The following is a 16760-nucleotide window of genomic DNA, read 5'->3' on the forward strand; positions in this document are numbered from 1 at the left end:
CGTCCCCACGCCGCAACGGCTGTCTTACGCCATAACATCTTTAAGTGGAAATATTTTGAAGGAAAAACTTGATGATTTTGGTTTTCTTTTAATCAAAAAAAAGCCCCGCTGCAAAAACAGCGGGGCTTTTTTCCGATTGCCGGATTTTCGGCTTATTTCATCGTCGGCATGACGAATTCGGCACCCGACTTGATGCCCGACGGCCAGCGCGAGGTGATCGTCTTGGTCTTCGTCCAGAACTTGATCGAATCCGTGCCGTGCTGGTTGAGATCGCCGAAGCTCGAAGCCTTCCAGCCACCGAAGGAGTGATAGGCGAGCGGAACGGGGATCGGAACGTTGATGCCGATCATGCCGATGTTGACGCGGCTTGCGAAGTCGCGGGCAGCGTCGCCGTCACGGGTGTAGATCGCAACGCCGTTGCCGTACTCATGCTTCATCGGCAGTTCGAGCGCGTCTTCGTAATTCTTGGCGCGAACGACGGACAGAACCGGTCCGAAGATTTCGGTCTTGTAGATGTCCATGTCAGGGGTGACGTGGTCAAACAGGCAACCGCCGACGAAATAACCGTCTTCATAACCCTGCAGCTTGAAGTCGCGGCCATCGACCAGCAGCTTCGCGCCCTGTTCAACGCCGCTGTCAATCAGGCCCCTGACGCGCGTCTGCGCTTCCTTGGTAACGAGCGGGCCCATATCGGCCTTGTCGTCGGTATAGGGGCCGATCCTCAGGCTTTCGATCTGCGGGATGAGCTTTTCAACGAGGCGGTTTGCCGTCTCCTCGCCAACCGGAACCGCAACGGAAACAGCCATGCAGCGCTCGCCGGCCGAACCGTAACCGGCGCCCATCAATGCGTTCACGGCCTGATCGAGATCGGCATCCGGCATGATGATCATGTGGTTCTTCGCGCCGCCGAAGCACTGCGCGCGCTTGCCGTTCATGGCGGCGGTGCCGTAGACGTAACGGGCGATCGGCGTCGAGCCAACGAAGGAGACCGCGCCGATGTCAGGATCGGTCAGGATGGCGTCGACGGCACCCTTGTCACCGTTGACGACGTTGAGGATACCGGCCGGAAGACCGGCTTCGATCATCAGTTCGGCAAGGCGGATCGGCAGCGACGGATCGCGTTCAGATGGCTTCAGGATGAAGGCGTTGCCGCAGGCAATCGCCGGGGCGAACATCCACATCGGGATCATGCCGGGGAAGTTGAAGGGCGTGATGCCCGCGCCGATGCCGACCGGCTGGCGGATCGAATACATGTCGATGGCCGGGCCTGCGCCCTCGGTGAACTCACCCTTCTGCAGATGCGGAATGCCGCAGACAAATTCGCAGACTTCGAGGCCGCGGACGATATCGCCCTTGGAATCCTCGACGGTCTTGCCGTGCTCACTGGAGAGGAGCACCGCCAGCTCGTTCATGTCGCGGTTCAGAAGTTCGACGAACTTGAAGAAAACGCGGGCGCGGCGCTGCGGGTTGGTGGCGGCCCACTTGGGTTGCGCAGCCTTGGCGCTTTCCACGGCGGCGCGCAGCTCGGCTTCGCTCGCAAGTGCGACAGTCGCCTGCACTTCCCCCGTGGCCGGGTTGTAGACATTGGATGTGCGGCCGCTGGTGCCGGGCACATGCTTGCCGTTAATGAAATGACCGATTTCCTTCATGGGTTTTCCTCCAGAATGTGATGGCGCAGCATTACCTTTCGATTTGCACAAATCAATCGCCTGAAATAAGCATCCATTGTGCAAAAATGCACATAAGGAGAGTGCCGTGAACTGGGATGATGTGCGTTTGTTTCTAAGCGTGGCGCGAAGCGGGCAGTTTCTTTCCGCCGCCAGAAAGCTCGGCGTCAACCACGCCACCCTCAGCCGGCGGATTTCAGCACTTGAAGCGGCGATCGGCACGCAACTCTTCCTGCGAAGCACCAATGGCTGCGAGCTGACGGAGGAAGGCCAGCGTCTGCTTGCCGGGGCGGAGCGCATGGAAACTGAAATGCTGAATGCCCAGGCCAATCTCGGCCGCGTCGACACGGCAGTGGCGGGAACGGTGCGTATCGGCGCGCCTGATGGCCTCGGTGTTTCCTTCCTCGCGCCGCGAATTGGCCGGCTGACGGCGCGTTATCCCGATCTGAAAATCCAGCTCGTTCCGGTGCCGCGCTCTTTCTCCCTGTCACAGCGTGAGGCCGATATCGCCATCACCATCGAAAGGCCGGAGCAGGGCAGGCTGATGTTTTCAAAGCTCACCGATTATTCGTTGGGTCTCTACGCCTCGGCGGATTATCTGGCTGAATATGGAACGCCGGCGGACGTGGAAGCGCTGAAGCGCCATCGCCGGATAGGCTACGTGGAGGATCTGATCTTCTCGCCCTCCCTGAACTATACCGGCGAGATCATGCGTGACTGGGACGCCGCCTTTGAAATCTCCAGCGCCACCGGCCAGACCGAGGCGGTGCGCTCCGGTGCCGGTATCGGCATCCTGCACAATTACATCGCCGGGCAATATCCCGAACTTCTGCGGATCATGCCGCATCTCACCATCAGCCGATCCTACTGGACGGCCTATCACGAATCCGCCCGCCAATTGGTCCGTGTCCGCACGGTGGTCGATTTTCTGCAGGAACTGGTGGCTGAAGAGCGGCGCATCTTCACCTGATATCTGCATGCCGATATATTAGTACTATTAATTGTACCGACCCGGCCGTTCGGGGCTTGACAAAGGACGGCTGGTTGGACGACCAATGCAACCATTGGGAGATCGGAACTGACATGTCGACTATGATACGAAAGCTTTCGCCGACGGGCCTCGGCGTGGCCGTCATGCTGCTTGGAATGCTGCTTTTCGCGTTGAACGACGCCATGGGAAAATGGCTCGTCTCTACCTATAGCCAGGGTCAGGTGATCCTCATCCGCAGCGCCGCAGCGCTTGTCATTCTTGTTCCGATCGTCTGGAGAGCCGGCCTTTCCGGCCTCGTGAAAATCGAGCGGCCCGGCCTTCAGGTGGCGCGTGTCTTCTTCTCCACCGCAGAGCTTTTCTGTTTCTATTTCGCGGTCGCGTCTCTTCCGCTGGCCGACGTCATGACCTATTGGCTTGCGGCTCCGATTTACGTGGCGGCGCTCTCGCCGTTTCTGCTCGGAGAAAAGGTCGGCTGGCGTCGCTGGACGGCCATCGCCATCGGTTTTGTCGGTGTTCTCATCGCGCTCAAACCCAGCTCGGCAAGCCTCACCTCCGCCGCGCTCTTTTCCATCCTCGGCAGCGCCGCCTTCGCCTTCATGATGTTGTCCGGCCGCCAGCTGCGCAATACGCCCGATACGGTGCTCGCCTTCTGGCAGATCATTGGTGCGGCACTTGCGGGCATTGTCGCGGTGTTCCTCACGCCATCGGGCTGGCTGCCGGTTCAGTCCAGTTTCGATCTGGCCTTCCTCGGCCTGCTCGGTGTCGTCGCCATGGCGGCGCATGTGCTGGTCAACCGGGCGCTTAAACTCGCCGATGCCGCCACCGTCGCGCCGCTGCAATATACGCTGCTGCTCTGGGCGGTGATTTTCGGCTGGCTGTTCTTCGGTGATGTGCCGCAGACGAGTATCGTCGTCGGCGCGGGCCTGATTGTTCTTTCGGGTCTTTACATCTTCTTTCGCGAAAATACGCTCAAGCGTCGTCTTGACACCGCCGAAAGACTGGCTGCGGAGCAGGTTTGATCTTTGGTCACAATCACGGGACTTGACGAGGGCGTGATCTTCAGGGAGTAAGAAGGGGCCCTGCGATGATTTGTCTCGCAAGGGCAGAGGAAACAAAGGTGCCGGGCCCCTCTGGCGAGAGTTTTACGGCGCTCTCGCGATGTCGGTACCGCCTGCAAAAATTGGCCGGCGGATTAAAAACTATGAAAAACCTGAATGTGCTTCGCGCGCGTGCTTTCTGCGTGCGGCCTGACGCCCCGCGTCGGTCCGCAAACGCCCTCGTTTTGGGAGGTGACCGGACATGAGCGCCACCCAGAAAAAAACGCTTTCCTACTTCAAATGGGCTTTTATCGTCACCGTGGTCGGTCTGATCCTCGGCGGTTATCTCGGTTGGGAAATGACCGGAACGGTAGGCGGCACGGCGACGATCTTCTTCATCTGCGTCGTTCTGGCGGTGCTGGAAATTTCGCTCTCCTTCGACAACGCCATCGTCAACGCCAACAAGCTCAAGGATATGACGCCGGTCTGGCAGCACCGCTTCCTGACCTGGGGTATCCTGATTGCCGTTTTCGGCATGCGTATCGTCTTCCCGCTGCTCATCGTCGTCGTTGCCGCGAATGTCGGCCCGTGGACGGCAATTGTGATGGCGGCCACGCAGCCGGAACGTTACGCGGAAATCATGCAGGACGCCCATTTGCCGATTGCGGCATTCGGCGGCACCTTCCTGATGATGGTCGGCCTCAACTTCTTCTTCGACCATGAAAAGGACGTGCACTGGGTGCGCTGGATCGAAGAAAAGGCGGCGATCTATTCCTCTGTCAAGGGCATCGAGATCGCCTTCGTGCTTGTCGTCATGCTGGTCTTTTCCCGCATCATCGGCGCAAGCGATGATCCGGCGCTTGGTCCGGTCGCGGCCAACACCTTCTTCCATTCGGCGATCTGGGGTCTTTTGACCTTCCTGCTGGTGGAAGTCGTTGGCGGCATTCTCGACCGCAGCCAGGAAATGCTGGAAGGTGCAGCAAAGGGCGGCTTCGGCGCGTTTCTTTATCTCGAAGTGCTGGATGCCAGCTTCTCCTTCGATGGCGTGATCGGCGCTTTCGCGCTGACGCAAAACCTCTTCATCATCGCCATCGGTCTCGGCATCGGCGCCATGTACGTCCGTTCGATGACCATCATGCTGGTGGAGAAGGGAACGCTGGCCGAATATCGCTACCTGGAACACGGCGCTTTCTACGCGATCCTTATCCTGTCCGTCATCATGTACGTGCAGACCATGGTGCATATACCCGAGGTCATCACGGGCCTTGGCGGTGCGGGCCTGATCGGTATCTCGCTCTGGTCGTCGATCCGCTATAACCGGCAGCAAAATGCCGATGCGGTCGATGCCGCACGCGGCGCGGAAATCTGATCCGCGATTGCCCTTGCCTTCCGCTGTCGTGGCGGAAGGCAGTTTTTAAGCATTAAATTCTTTTTTGCCTGTTTTTCTTGCGATTAATTCTTTGCGGAAAATTTCGCCATAAGGAGAATATACTCCTTAAGTCTCTGTTTTTGCGAATATTTGTGCGCCGCAGCAAAACTGGCACGCTTCCTGCATCTCATTCTGCAAGTCCAGAGGGGACATTATGGCTCGAAAACGGGTCAACAAACGCCGCCGCGCCGCGCGATCTTTCGGATCTGCGCCGTGCGGCGGTTTTGTTTGTGCGGGATGGTTCTTGAGTTTTTCGCTCTGTTGAATGAAAACGGTAGGACAACGACTGGAAGGGTCACGGCTTGCCTGCACAATTGTCGCCCACGGAGGCCTTGGGGCTCTGGCATCGTGTATCCACGGCGCAGGTCGTTGACGATCAGCCGGATTTGACCTTGCGTCAAACCGCCATCCTGCTGCAGATTTATCTCGTGCCGCCGCCGCACACTGTCCGGGGTCTTGCCGCCATGCTGGGGGTCACCAAGCCGGTCATTACCCGCGCGCTCGACAGTCTCGGCGCGCTCGGGCTGGTCGATCGGGTTCGGGATGAGCGGGACAGGCGCAATGTTGTGATAAAACGCACGGTGGCCGGTGCGCTTTATCTGGAAAAAATCGGCGATCTGATTATTGATCAGGCGCGCAAGATCTAACCTCTGGATGTGAAACCCATGATGCTCGACCGCCGCCTGAATGTCTTCCGCTCCGACCTCGCCGATGAAAAACTGCAGGGCGTGGTGCAGGCCGAACGTTTTGTCAGCGGCACGGCCGCCCAGATCGTGTTGCCGGTTACTGGCCTGCGGCCGACGCCCGATCTTGCCGCCGGCATCGATACCGAGTTGCTGTTTGGCGAAACCATCCGTGTTTTCGACAGGGCCAGCGGCTGGGCATGGGTGCAGGCGGATGCGGACGGGTATGCCGGTTACGTGCCGGAAACGGCGATCGGCGATGTCGTTGTCGCCACCCATAGGGTGATTGCACCGCGCACTTTTCTCTACCCAGCCGCTGAATTGCGCAAACCGCCGGTCGCAGCGCTGTCCATGGGTAGCCTGATCCGCATCGTCGGCGAAGCGGAGACGCGCGGCACCCGTTACCTGCTGACCGAAAAGGGCGAAGGCATCATCGCTGCCCATTGCCAGACCGTCGACGCGGCGCTTGAGGAAGATTATGTGGCGGTGGCGCGGCGCTTTATCGAGACGCCCTATCTCTGGGGCGGCCGCTCCGGTTTTGGTATCGATTGTTCCGGCCTCGTGCAGCTTTCCATGGCCATGACGGGCCGGCGGGTCCTGCGCGATACCGACATGCAGGTGAAGTCGCTCGGCGTGGAAATAGAGCGGGATGAATTGCGGCGCGGCGATCTCGTCTTCTGGAAGGGTCATGTCGGCCTTATGGAAAACGAGGAAACGCTGCTCCATGCCAATGGCCATACGATGAATGTCGCACGCGAAAATCTCGATGCGGCCATCGAGCGCATTGGCTGGCTTTATGAAAAGCCAACTGCTTACCGCCGGTTGGAGGACTGAGACGGCGGCTTTCACGAAATTGTGCCTGCCACGCCCTTTGTGTGGAGGTCGCCGAAAGCCTACATCGGTTGAATGATGGTACGGGACCGGCATCAATGAAGACAAGAACGGCGACACGATTGGCAGCGATCCTCACGGCGGCTTTGCTGAGCGCGTCGGCGCAGGCACAGACTGTTTTCCAGAACGGTTTTGCCCCCGCTCCGGATGCCTATGCAAACCTGCCCGGCGTCAAGGATCCGCGCACGCTGCAGCCAAAGGTCCGCTACAACTGCCATAGCGCACTCGGCGTGACCGGATATTCCCGAGGTCCCTACAGGGATGTTTTCGGCAGCCGTGGGCTTCCTGTTCAGGGGTATCGCTGCACCGACGAAAACGGCATTTCCAGTTTCGGCGGCAGAAATCCCGTCTCCAAGGACTGGTATCCCGGCATAAACCCCGTAGACCCGACCTTCTGAAGCAGCATGTTTGAACACCGGACCGAAAACCCCATTGTGGTCTTCGGAAAATCGATGCGCGGGCGGTCGCGGCGGGCATTTGCCGGGCCAGTGCTCTGGACTTGTTGTCGCTTTTTCAGATAAATCTTTCCGCATGACAGGTTGATACCTGCCGGGGTGCGGAGTGACATCGGCTGTTCTGACCTTTGGCCGATATTGGGGAATGCGAGTATGACGAAGACCGATATAGCCACCCGTGTCCATAATCATACCTGGAAACTCGACCCGATAGTCCGCAGCCTGATTGATACGGATTTCTACAAGCTCTTGATGTTGCAGATGATCTGGAAGCTCTATCCGGAAGTCGACGCGACGTTTTCGCTGATCAACCGCACGAAGACAGTGCGGCTGGCGGAAGAGATCGACGAGATGGAGTTGCGCGAACAGCTGGATCATGCGCGCACCCTGCGTCTTTCCAAGAAAGAAAATATCTGGCTTGCGGGTAACACGTTTTACGGCCGCTCGCAGATTTTCGAGCCGGAATTCCTCTCCTGGCTTTCGAGCTATCAATTGCCGGAATACGAACTTTTCAAGCGCGACGGGCAATATGAGCTGAATTTTCATGGCCGCTGGATGGATACGACGCTCTGGGAAATCCCGGCGCTCGCGATCATCAACGAACTGCGCTCGCGCAGCGCCATGCGCTCGCTCGGTTATTTCACGCTTGATGTGCTTTACGCCCGCGCAAAGGCCAAGATGTGGGAGAAGGTCGAGCGGCTGCGGGAGCTGCCTGGCTTGCGCATTTCCGATTTCGGCACCCGCCGCCGCCACAGCTTCCTTTGGCAGCGCTGGTGCGTCGAGGCGCTGAAGGAAGGCATCGGGCCTGCTTTTACCGGTACGAGCAATGTTCTGCTCGCCATGGATTCCGATCTCGAAGCCGTGGGCACGAACGCGCATGAACTGCCGATGGTGGTCGCGGCGCTGGCGCAAACGAATGAGGAGCTGGCCGCAGCACCCTATCAGGTCCTGAAGGACTGGAACCGGCTGTACGGCGGCAACCTGCTGATCGTGCTGCCGGACGCCTTCGGAACCGCCGCATTCTTGCGCAATGCGCCGGAATGGGTGGCAGACTGGACGGGTTTCCGCCCCGACAGCGCGCCGCCGATCGAAGGCGGGGAAAAGATTATCGAGTGGTGGCAGAAGATGGGCCGTGACCCGCGCAAGAAGATGCTGATCTTCTCCGACGGTCTCGATGTCGACGCCATTATCGACACCTACAGGCACTTCGAAGGGCGGGTTCGCATGAGCTTCGGCTGGGGCACCAATCTGACGAATGATTTTGCCGGCTGCGCGCCAAAAACCATCGCCAGCCTCAAGCCGATCTCCATCGTCTGCAAGGTGAGCGACGCCAATGGCCGGCCGGCGGTGAAACTCTCGGACAATCCGCAGAAGGCAACGGGCGATCCGGCCGAAGTGGAGCGTTACCTGAAGTTCTTTGGTGAAGAGGACCACAAGGAACAGAAAGTTCTGGTTTAAAGCTTTTCCAGGAAACTTGGAGCCCGGTTTTCCATCCGGAAATGCTCCGAATTGAAAACGGGCGCTCCGGTTGAGGAAGCGCCCGTGGAAGCCTGACCTATCAGCAGATTACTTCGCGAACTGGTGTGCGATGTAATGGAAGAGTGCGCGGATACACTGCGCCTCCCCACCGATCGATGAATGATGCCTCTCGCTCAGAGACCAGCCGTAAATATCGAAATGCGCCCAGCGTCTGGTATTGGTGACAAAACGCTTCAGGAACAGGGCGGCGGTGATTGATCCGCCCATGCCGCCCGAAGGCGCGTTGGTGATATCGGCCGCGCGTGAGCGGATATCCTTGTCGTAGCCCATATAAAGCGGCATGCGCCACAGCGGATCGTCCGTATCGATGCTGGCTTCGGCGATGTCATGCGCCAGATCCTCGTCATCGGTGTAGAAGGGCGGCAGATCCGGGCCGAGCGCGACGCGGGCAGCACCGGTCAGCGTCGCCATATCGATCATCAGGTCCGGCGCATCTTCGTCCGCATAGGCTAGTGTATCCGCCAGAACAAGACGGCCTTCGGCGTCGGTATTGTCGATCTGCACGGTGAGCCCTTTACGGCTGCGGTAGATGTCGCCGGGACGGAAGGCATTGGCGGAGATGGAGTTTTCGACAGCGGGCACGAGAACGCGAAGATCGACCGGCAGCTTCGCATCCATTATCATCAGCGCAAGACCGAGGACATTGGCCGCACCTCCCATATCCTTCTTCATCAGCGCCATGGAAGCGGCGGGTTTGATATCGAGGCCGCCTGTATCGAAGCAGACGCCCTTGCCGACGAGGGTGAGGCGAGGATTGCCCTTCTTGCCCCAGTTCATCTCCAGAAGCCGCGGCGCGCTTTCGCTGGCCCGGCCGACGGCATGGATCAGTGGGAAGTTTTCCTTGAGCAGATCGTCGCCGGTGGTGACCTTCACCTTCGCCTTGTAATGAGCGGCAAGTGCACGGAAGGCGATCTCAAGCTCGTCCGGCCCCATGTCGTTTGCCGGGACATTGATGAGGTCACGCGCGAGGAAAACGCCGGCCAGAACGCGTTTTATCTCGCCGTCTTCCGCATCCTGCGGAATGAGAAGCTTTGCCCCGCTGGTCTTCGTGGTCTTGTATTTGTCGAAGCGATAGCTGCCGAGACCGAAGCCGAGAGCGAGGCGATTTGCCGTCAGCGGTGCGGTCTCGATGTGCCACTCGCCTTCCGGCAGCTCACGGGCGAGTTTCCCGGTGATGAAGGGAATTTCGGACGGATTGCTGCCGAGACCGAGAAGCACGCCGCCCAGCGAACCATCGGCGGAAGGAACGAGCAGGATGGCGCCTGCCTCTGCCTTGAAACCCGCCTTCTTTGCCCAGTCCAGCGCGACTGGGTCGATAGCGCCCTGTTCGATATGGGCCGGCGTGACGGCGAAAACCGGCAATGTGCTGCCGGCCTTGGAGCTGAAAGGGGTCGGGCGTTCGATGAACTGATAGGGCGCCATTGTATGCTTCCGTAAATGTCGAGAATCGGTGCGATTAACGCTCTGTTAGGGTTAACAGATTATTGCTTAAGCGAAAGTTGCGTCGTGTGAGTCTGTCGTATGTCGGGCGCAAGATTGATCATTCTTGGGCGGGGGCGCTGCCATGACTGCATTTTCTTTGGGCGAGACAGGCCGGACAGGGTTGCTGCGGGGAGCATGTCTTGCCGCATTGGTTCTTGCGGTTTCAGGGTGCGCGAGCACCAACAAGCCGGATCGCATGTCCACCGGCTCCATTTCCGCCGCCACCCGCTCCTATGACAACATGAACATGGAGCAGCTTCGCCAGGCGGAAGAGAGCGCCGGCAAAGCCTATGAACGCAGCCCCAAGGATAAATCGGTCGGCATGAATTATGCCAGCGTGCTGATGATGACCGGCAAGAACACACAGGCTCTCGCCGTCATGCAGCAGATCGCCATTGCCAATCCGGCGGACCGTGATGTCCTTGCCGCCTATGGCAAGTCACAGGCCGCCGCTGGCCAGCTGGAGCAGGCGCTTTCGACCATTCAGCGGGCACAGACGCCGGACCGGCCGGATTGGCGGCTATATTCCGCCGAGGGTGCCGTGCTCGATCAGCTTGGACGCTCGAACGAGGCACGTTCCCGATACAGGCAGGCGCTTGACCTGAAGCCGAACGATCCGAGCGTATTGTCCAACCTCGGCATGTCCTATGTCCTGTCGAGCGATCCGCGCACTGCCGAAACATATCTGCAATCGGCCATCGCCCAGCCGGGCGCCGATAGCCGCGTCCGCCAGAACCTCGCGCTCGTGGTCGGTCTTCAGGGCCGCTTTGCCGAGGCCGAACGCATCGCGGTTCAGGAACTCTCTGCGCAGCAGGCACAGGCGAACCTCACCTATCTGCGTGCGATGCTTTCGCAGCAGAACTCCTGGCAGCAGCTGGCGAAAAAAGACGGCAAACCGGCTGGTTGATGCGTTCGAGCATCCGCGTGCAGCGGCTGGCTGACAAGCAGTCGCCTCCGGGGCGCAAATATCGCCCCAAATCGCCTTGCGGTATTTTTCTATCAGAATGTGTCCAGAACGCGGATAATAGCCGGTCCAAGAATGACTGCGATCAGTACCGGCAGAAAAAAGACGATCATCGGCACAGTCAGTTTCGGTGGTAGCGCGGCAGCTTTTTTTTCGGCTTCATTCATGCGCTCATCGCGGCCTTCCTGTGCGAGAACGCGGAGCGCCTGGGCGAGCGGCGTGCCGTATCGCTCCGCCTGAATAAGCGCCTGTACCACGCTTTTGACGGTTTCGAGTTGGGTACGCGTGCCGAAATTCTCAAGAGCGACACGTCTGTCCTGAAGGAAAGATAATTCCGCCGTCGTCAACATCATTTCTTCCGCCAGTTCGGGTGACTGCTCGCCCATCTCTTCCGCCACGCGGCGCATGGCAGCTTCCATGGATACCCCGGATTCGATGCAGATCAGCATAAGGTCGAGCGCGTCCGGCCAAGCCCGCTTGATTGATGCCTGACGCTTGGTCATGCGATTTGATACGTAAATATTGGGAGCGTAAAAACCGATATAACCGAAAAGAAGCACAGCCATTAGCCGGATGATAAACGCTTTGTCGGCGAGGTTTCCGAGAATGAAGATCCAAGTGAAGGCGATGGCCAGAAAAATAAACGGCAAGACAAACCGTGCGGCAAGGAACGTGTTGAATGCGTTTTGTGAACGAAGTCCGGCTGCCCGCAGCCTGTTCATTGTGTTCTTATCGGCCAGCGCTTCTTGCAGGTTGAATTTCTCGACGATGCGGCGGGCGGATTTGTTATTGTTGCCTCGCAGGGAGGTTTTGCCGTCTCTGGTGACGGTCGCCATGCGGTCGCGCTCGCGACTACGGATGAGGTCGCGTTCCGATGATACCGCTTTCATGCGCTTGGCGAAATCTTTCCGCTCAAAAACCGGCATAATGAGGGTATAAAAGGTCGCAAAAACAGCGAGCGTCACAAGAATAGCGATGATCGTTTGTGGGTCAGTCAGGCGAGAAAGAAGATTTCCTGTCATACCACGCCCCTAGATATCGAAATTGATCATTTGGCGCATGATGAATATTCCGATCAGCATCCAGATCGCGGATGCTCCGAGAATAATGTGGCCGCGCAAGTCGGTGAAAAGTACCGACAGATAGTCGGGCGATGTGAAATGCACCAGCAGCATGACGACGAAGGGCAGCGAGCCGATGATAACTGCGGAAGCCTTCGCCTCCATCGAAAGGGCATTTACCTTCGCGCGCATCTTCTTGCGATCACGCAAGACCTTTGAAAGATTGGACAGCGCTTCCGAGAGGTTGCCGCCGGCTTGTGCTTGAATATTGATGACCGTGCCGAAAAAGCTTACCTCAAAAAGCGGCATGGTCAGCATCATACGCTCGATCCCCTGCGGGATCCCGATGCCGACCTGTTGCGCATCGACGACGCGCTGAAACTCCGTTTTCACCGGTTCCTGGCCGTCCGATGCGATCAGTCGTACCGCGTCGTTCAGCGGTAAGCCGGATTTGATCGACCTGCACATGACGTCAAGCGCATTTGGAAACTCTTCAAGAAATTTTTTCTGCCTGCGCTTGAGAATAAACGCCAACGCCCACCGTGGTACCCCCAGCGCCACGACAATTCCTATGAGCAGAGCGAGAAGCAACGACAGGCCGTAAAGAAGGGCCATGAGAGCGAAGAAAACAGCCGCGCCGGCGCTCAACAGATGGAATTGCCGAGCGGAAAGCACCAGCCCCGCCTGAACTAGTTTGTCGCGCAGGCCGATATTCTTCGCTTTTTTCGCCTTTTCATTCTGTTTCTTTTCCATTTCCCGCAGGTTGTCCTGCATGGATTTGCGGCGTTTGCTAAGTTCCTGGACCCGGTCTCGTGCAGCTTTGATGTTTGTATGATCCGTCTCGGCGGCCTGCACTCGCTTGAAGCGGTTGTTGGTCTTTTTTTCGACCTCTATCTGCTGGAAAAGAAAGGCATAGGCGAGCGCTCCTGCCGAGATGGCGACGAGTACGGCCAGTAATATTATTGTCGGGTCCATGGCAGTCACTTTCCCTTAGGATGTCTTTTCCATCTCATCGAGCGCGGTCGCCAGGCGTTTCTCTTCGCCGTAATAGCGTGCACGATCCCAGAAATGCGGCTTGCTGATACCGGTTGATACGTGTCTGCCGATCAGCTTACCCTGGGCATCCTCGCCTTCGATCTCGTACCGCATCAGATCCTGGGTAACGATGACGTCGCCTTCCATGCCGATCACTTCCGTGATCTGCGTTATCCGGCGCGAGCCGTCGCGAAGACGCGCGGCCTGAATGACGACATCGATTGAGCCTGAGATGATTTCGCGCACGGTCTTGGCCGGCAGGGTGAAGCCGCCCATGGCGATCATCGATTCGATACGGCTGAGGCATTCGCGCGGCGTATTGGCATGCAGCGTTCCCATCGAACCGTCATGGCCGGTGTTCATGGCCTGGAGCAGGTCAAAAACTTCCGGCCCGCGCACTTCACCGACGATGATGCGCTCAGGTCGCATGCGAAGGCAGTTCTTGACGAGATCGCGCATGGTGATCTCACCTTCCCCTTCGATATTCGGCGGACGCGTTTCGAGCCTCACCACATGCGGTTGCTGCAGCTGCAGTTCAGCGGTGTCTTCGCAGGTGATGACACGTTCATCCTTGTCGATGAAGCTCGTCAGGCAGTTAAGAAGTGTTGTCTTGCCTGAGCCGGTGCCGCCCGAGATGACGACGTTGCAGCGGACGCGACCGATGATCTTGAGCAATGTCGCGCCTTCGGGCGTGATCGCTCCGAAGCGCACGAGCTGGTCGAGCGTCAGCTTGTCCCTCTTGAATTTTCGGATCGTCAGCGCCGGGCCATCGATGGCAAGCGGTGGTGCGATGACGTTGACGCGCGATCCGTCCGGCAGGCGCGCGTCGCATATCGGGCTCGACTCATCCACGCGGCGGCCGACCTGGCTGACGATGCGCTGGCAGATGGAGAGCAACTGTGCATTGTCCCGAAAGCGGATATCGGACTCGATCGTCTTGCCGCCGACTTCAATGAAGGTCTGGCCAGAGCCGTTGACCATGATATCGGCGATGTCGTCGCGTGCGAGAAGCGGCTCCAGCGGCCCGTAGCCCAGAACGTCATTGCAGATGTCTTCGAGCAATTCTTCCTGCTCGGCAATCGACATGGCGAAGTTCTTGATCGTGATGATATCGTTGACGATATCACGAATTTCCTCGCGCGCGCTTTCCGCGTCGAGCTTGGCGAGCTGCGAGAGATCGATCGTATCGATAAGGGCGGAAAATACCTGGCTCTTGGTATTATAGTAGTCTTCCGTGCGGGTGCGTTTTCTCTGCGCTGGCGGTGGGCTCGCCGCAGCCTGACGAGTGATGGGTGATTGGCCGGGCTCAAGAGCGTCAATTGCAAGAGAGCGAGGCTCAGACACCGTCGCCACCTGCATGGGCACAGGTGCAACAGGTTCCGGCTTCGTGCTTCTGGCTGGGCCTTCAGGCCCGCGTTTTCCGAACATCGGCGTTTCCGTCTAAGGGCGCAGGCGGAAGACCTACTTGCGCTTGAGAATATTCTTCAGTTTTTCCAGGCCGCCGCGTCTGCTTTTGCGCAGCACGGAGCGGCCTGTGATGGTGTGGGCGATCTGCGAGAAGGTTTCCGCCGTCTGGGATTTTTCATCCATCTCGCTGATCATGCGTCCGCTATTGGCGGCATTTCCGAACAATTGCGCGTCGAATGGAATGATCGCGATCGGCTCGATTTCCAGCGGCTCGAGGAAATCCGCCGGTGCGATTTCCGGACGTTTGGGCATACCGACCTGATTGAGAACGAGATGCGGTAATTTGTCGTTGGGTCTCAGCTTGATCAGCGCGTCGAAGAGATTCTTCGTATTGCGCAGATTTGCGAGATCGGGAACCGCCGTAATGATCACCTCGTCGGCTTCCGCAAGGACTGCCCGGGTCCAGTCGCACCATTGGTGGGGAAGATCGAGAACCGCAACGGGCGCACTGCGCTGCAAAACCTCGAGGATCGGCAGAAATGCCTGACGATCGAGATCATAGGTCCTGTCGAGAAGCGACGGTGCCGCGAGCAGCGACAGATGATCGGAACATTTGGTCAGCAGACGGTCGAGAAACACCTCGTCCAGTCGCTCCGGCGAGAAGACCGCTTCAGCCATGCCCTGGGCGGGATCCTGATCGAAATCGATATTCGCCGTGCCATAGGCAAGATCCATATCCGCTAGAATGGTTTCCGTGGAGAAGAGGCTCGATATGCCGAAGGCGCAATTATGCGCGATGGTCGATGAACCCACGCCGCCCTTGGCGCCAATGAAAGCGATGTTACGGCCCAGCGGCTCCGCTTCGGGGTCGACGAAGATCGCGGCGATAGAAGCCAAGAGATCGGCCATATTGATCGGCGCGACGAGATATTCGGAAATGCCGTTGCGGATGAGATCGCGATAAAGCGTTATGTCGTTGTGTCGGCCGACGATGATGACACGCGTGGAAGGATCGCAGACCTCCGCCAGGGGCGCGAGATCGTTCAGCAACGAGGCGGTTGAGCTTGCCGTTTCAAGAATGATGAGATTGGGTGTGGGCGACGCGGAAAACATCGTGGCGGCCGCATTGATGTCGCCCTTCGTCACCCGCAGGGTAACCTTGCTCATGCGCCGGTCGCTGGACAGTGCATCCATGACGGCCTGCATATTGTCGCTGACGCAGAAAGCGTGAACGGAAATGCGGGGCAGGGGCCGGAGGTGGTCCATATCGGCAGCGCGCAATGGCGGCTCGGCTTCGCCGCCGCCACTTGGCTTGATATCGTATTCTACAGCGCTCATGGTCTTTCCTGCCGTAACAATTGTTGGAGCCGCATCAATTCGGCGTCGCCGTTGTCTTGCCTTGTCGATAGTTGTCGATGACTACCGCGCGACGTTCCGCATCGATTGCGCTCATACCGCGCGGACCGACCAGATCCATTGGATTGGCGATCTGCGCCGCGAGATTACTTTGGGAAGCGCACCCGAAATTGTACCAGTTCTTGTTTGCGAAGGTATTGTCTGACAGGTCCTCTGGCCATTGACCGCACTGGCCGGTCATGGCCGTAACGGCGACATAGCTCAGGCGGATAGGGGCGGCGTCGCCATTCGGGGAAGCGGCATAGCGCGTTTCCATGATCTTGCCCGGTGCCACACCCGCACCGGAAAGCGTCGAGCGAATCTGTTTCGCCATACGTGATGCGGCCGCTGAATTGGCCGATCCCGACGGGGTCTGAATATTAACGATACCAGTCGACATCGACGCATAATTCTGAGCAAAGCCGCGGACGTTATCCGCCATCGCCGTGGTCAGCCGGCTGTCGCTGGCCGAGACCGGAATGTCCAGCGAATGCTCCGCCTCCGACAGGGTGATCGGGTGGCGTGTGCGATAATCGTCGGGAATGGCGTTGGTGGTCATCGGATCGCGTGCGCAGCCCTGTAACAGGCCGGCGGCAAGCGCGGCAATGATAACGAGGCCGGTCCTTCTTCCGGACTGGCAGGGGAAAAAGGAGGAATAGGTTTCCTTCATGACGTTTCCTGCCCTGACCGGGCTTACTGTGAAGAGGGGATTTTGTGTGCGTGT

The 16760-nt window shown here is 58.5% G+C and carries 15 protein-coding genes; 8 read left to right on the top strand and 7 right to left on the bottom strand.

Annotated features, from left to right (window positions below):
- Nucleotides 1-152 precede the first annotated feature (152 nt).
- Nucleotides 153-1649, bottom strand: a complete 1497-nt coding sequence (locus ASB65_RS00695; protein WP_020809675.1) for a CoA-acylating methylmalonate-semialdehyde dehydrogenase — start codon at nt 1647-1649, stop codon at nt 153-155.
- 106 nt (nt 1650-1755) lie between these two features.
- Between ASB65_RS00695 and ASB65_RS00700 the strand changes: the two genes are divergently transcribed.
- The 7 genes from ASB65_RS00700 to pncB all read left to right on the top strand — a co-directional run bounded on the left by ASB65_RS00700 (nt 1756) and on the right by pncB (nt 8611).
- A complete protein-coding gene (locus ASB65_RS00700; RefSeq protein WP_060722772.1) occupies nt 1756-2637 on the top strand; it encodes a LysR family transcriptional regulator in 882 nt (293 codons plus the stop codon).
- A 113-nt stretch (nt 2638-2750) separates the two neighbouring features.
- Nucleotides 2751-3677 carry a DMT family transporter gene (locus tag ASB65_RS00705; RefSeq protein WP_173992171.1) on the top strand — a complete coding sequence of 309 codons (927 nt, stop codon included), beginning with the start codon at nt 2751-2753 and terminating at the stop codon, nt 3675-3677.
- A gap of 280 nt (nt 3678-3957) precedes the next feature.
- On the top strand, nt 3958-5064 hold the full coding sequence (locus tag ASB65_RS00710) for a DUF475 domain-containing protein (protein WP_003507382.1): 1107 nt from the start codon (nt 3958-3960) through the stop codon (nt 5062-5064).
- Nucleotides 5065-5426: 362 nt separating this feature from the next.
- Entirely contained in the window at nt 5427-5771 is a 345-nt protein-coding gene (locus ASB65_RS00715; RefSeq protein WP_003507384.1) for a MarR family transcriptional regulator, read from the top strand.
- Nucleotides 5772-5789: 18 nt separating this feature from the next.
- Nucleotides 5790-6641, top strand: a complete 852-nt coding sequence (locus ASB65_RS00720) for a C40 family peptidase (RefSeq protein WP_060722774.1) — start codon at nt 5790-5792, stop codon at nt 6639-6641.
- A gap of 95 nt (nt 6642-6736) precedes the next feature.
- On the top strand, nt 6737-7096 hold the full coding sequence (locus ASB65_RS00725) for a hypothetical protein (protein WP_031233701.1): 360 nt from the start codon (nt 6737-6739) through the stop codon (nt 7094-7096).
- A 210-nt stretch (nt 7097-7306) separates the two neighbouring features.
- A complete protein-coding gene (gene pncB, locus ASB65_RS00730; protein ID WP_003507389.1) occupies nt 7307-8611 on the top strand; it encodes a nicotinate phosphoribosyltransferase in 1305 nt (434 codons plus the stop codon).
- A gap of 108 nt (nt 8612-8719) precedes the next feature.
- Here pncB and ASB65_RS00735 read toward each other — a convergent pair whose 3' ends face one another.
- Nucleotides 8720-10114, bottom strand: coding sequence for a leucyl aminopeptidase family protein (locus ASB65_RS00735; protein WP_060722775.1), 1395 nt, complete (start codon nt 10112-10114; stop codon nt 8720-8722).
- Nucleotides 10115-10370: 256 nt separating this feature from the next.
- Between ASB65_RS00735 and ASB65_RS00740 the strand changes: the two genes are divergently transcribed.
- Nucleotides 10371-11081, top strand: coding sequence for a tetratricopeptide repeat protein (locus ASB65_RS00740; protein ID WP_161974158.1), 711 nt, complete (start codon nt 10371-10373; stop codon nt 11079-11081).
- Nucleotides 11082-11173: 92 nt separating this feature from the next.
- Here ASB65_RS00740 and ASB65_RS00745 read toward each other — a convergent pair whose 3' ends face one another.
- The 5 genes from ASB65_RS00745 to ASB65_RS00765 are packed head-to-tail and all read right to left on the bottom strand — an operon-like array spanning nt 11174 to nt 16706.
- On the bottom strand, nt 11174-12160 hold the full coding sequence (locus ASB65_RS00745) for a type II secretion system F family protein (protein WP_003507395.1): 987 nt from the start codon (nt 12158-12160) through the stop codon (nt 11174-11176).
- Between the two features lie 9 nt (nt 12161-12169).
- Nucleotides 12170-13174: a type II secretion system F family protein gene (locus ASB65_RS00750; protein ID WP_003507398.1), complete on the bottom strand. Its 1005-nt coding sequence runs from the start codon at nt 13172-13174 to the stop codon at nt 12170-12172.
- A 15-nt stretch (nt 13175-13189) separates the two neighbouring features.
- On the bottom strand, nt 13190-14662 hold the full coding sequence (locus ASB65_RS00755) for a CpaF family protein (RefSeq protein WP_060722776.1): 1473 nt from the start codon (nt 14660-14662) through the stop codon (nt 13190-13192).
- A 33-nt stretch (nt 14663-14695) separates the two neighbouring features.
- The gene (locus tag ASB65_RS00760) at nt 14696-15979 is read right to left on the bottom strand and encodes an AAA family ATPase (protein ID WP_003507401.1); all 1284 of its coding nucleotides are present in this window, start codon (nt 15977-15979) and stop codon (nt 14696-14698) included.
- Nucleotides 15980-16013: 34 nt separating this feature from the next.
- The gene (locus tag ASB65_RS00765) at nt 16014-16706 is read right to left on the bottom strand and encodes a CpaD family pilus assembly protein (RefSeq protein ID WP_003507402.1); all 693 of its coding nucleotides are present in this window, start codon (nt 16704-16706) and stop codon (nt 16014-16016) included.
- Nucleotides 16707-16760: the final 54 nt, after the last annotated feature.

Source organism: Agrobacterium tumefaciens str. B6 (genome assembly GCF_001541315.1).
GTDB classification, from domain to species: Bacteria; Pseudomonadota; Alphaproteobacteria; order Rhizobiales; family Rhizobiaceae; genus Agrobacterium; species Agrobacterium radiobacter.

Excerpts from the sequence above, each read along its gene's own strand:
- ASB65_RS00695 (WP_020809675.1), bottom strand. The coding sequence starts at position 1,649 with ATGAAGGAAATCGGTCATTTCATTAACGGCAAGCATGTGCCCGGCACC.
- ASB65_RS00705 (WP_173992171.1), top strand. The coding sequence starts at position 2,751 with ATGTCGACTATGATACGAAAGCTTTCGCCGACGGGCCTCGGCGTGGCC.
- ASB65_RS00710 (WP_003507382.1), top strand. The coding sequence starts at position 3,958 with ATGAGCGCCACCCAGAAAAAAACGCTTTCCTACTTCAAATGGGCTTTT.
- ASB65_RS00720 (WP_060722774.1), top strand. The coding sequence starts at position 5,790 with ATGATGCTCGACCGCCGCCTGAATGTCTTCCGCTCCGACCTCGCCGAT.
- ASB65_RS00725 (WP_031233701.1), top strand. The coding sequence starts at position 6,737 with ATGAAGACAAGAACGGCGACACGATTGGCAGCGATCCTCACGGCGGCT.
- pncB (WP_003507389.1), top strand. The coding sequence starts at position 7,307 with ATGACGAAGACCGATATAGCCACCCGTGTCCATAATCATACCTGGAAA.
- ASB65_RS00735 (WP_060722775.1), bottom strand. The coding sequence starts at position 10,114 with ATGGCGCCCTATCAGTTCATCGAACGCCCGACCCCTTTCAGCTCCAAG.
- ASB65_RS00740 (WP_161974158.1), top strand. The coding sequence starts at position 10,371 with ATGTCCACCGGCTCCATTTCCGCCGCCACCCGCTCCTATGACAACATG.
- ASB65_RS00745 (WP_003507395.1), bottom strand. The coding sequence starts at position 12,160 with ATGACAGGAAATCTTCTTTCTCGCCTGACTGACCCACAAACGATCATC.
- ASB65_RS00750 (WP_003507398.1), bottom strand. The coding sequence starts at position 13,174 with ATGGACCCGACAATAATATTACTGGCCGTACTCGTCGCCATCTCGGCA.
- ASB65_RS00755 (WP_060722776.1), bottom strand. The coding sequence starts at position 14,662 with ATGTTCGGAAAACGCGGGCCTGAAGGCCCAGCCAGAAGCACGAAGCCG.
- ASB65_RS00760 (WP_003507401.1), bottom strand. The coding sequence starts at position 15,979 with ATGAGCGCTGTAGAATACGATATCAAGCCAAGTGGCGGCGGCGAAGCC.
- ASB65_RS00765 (WP_003507402.1), bottom strand. The coding sequence starts at position 16,706 with ATGAAGGAAACCTATTCCTCCTTTTTCCCCTGCCAGTCCGGAAGAAGG.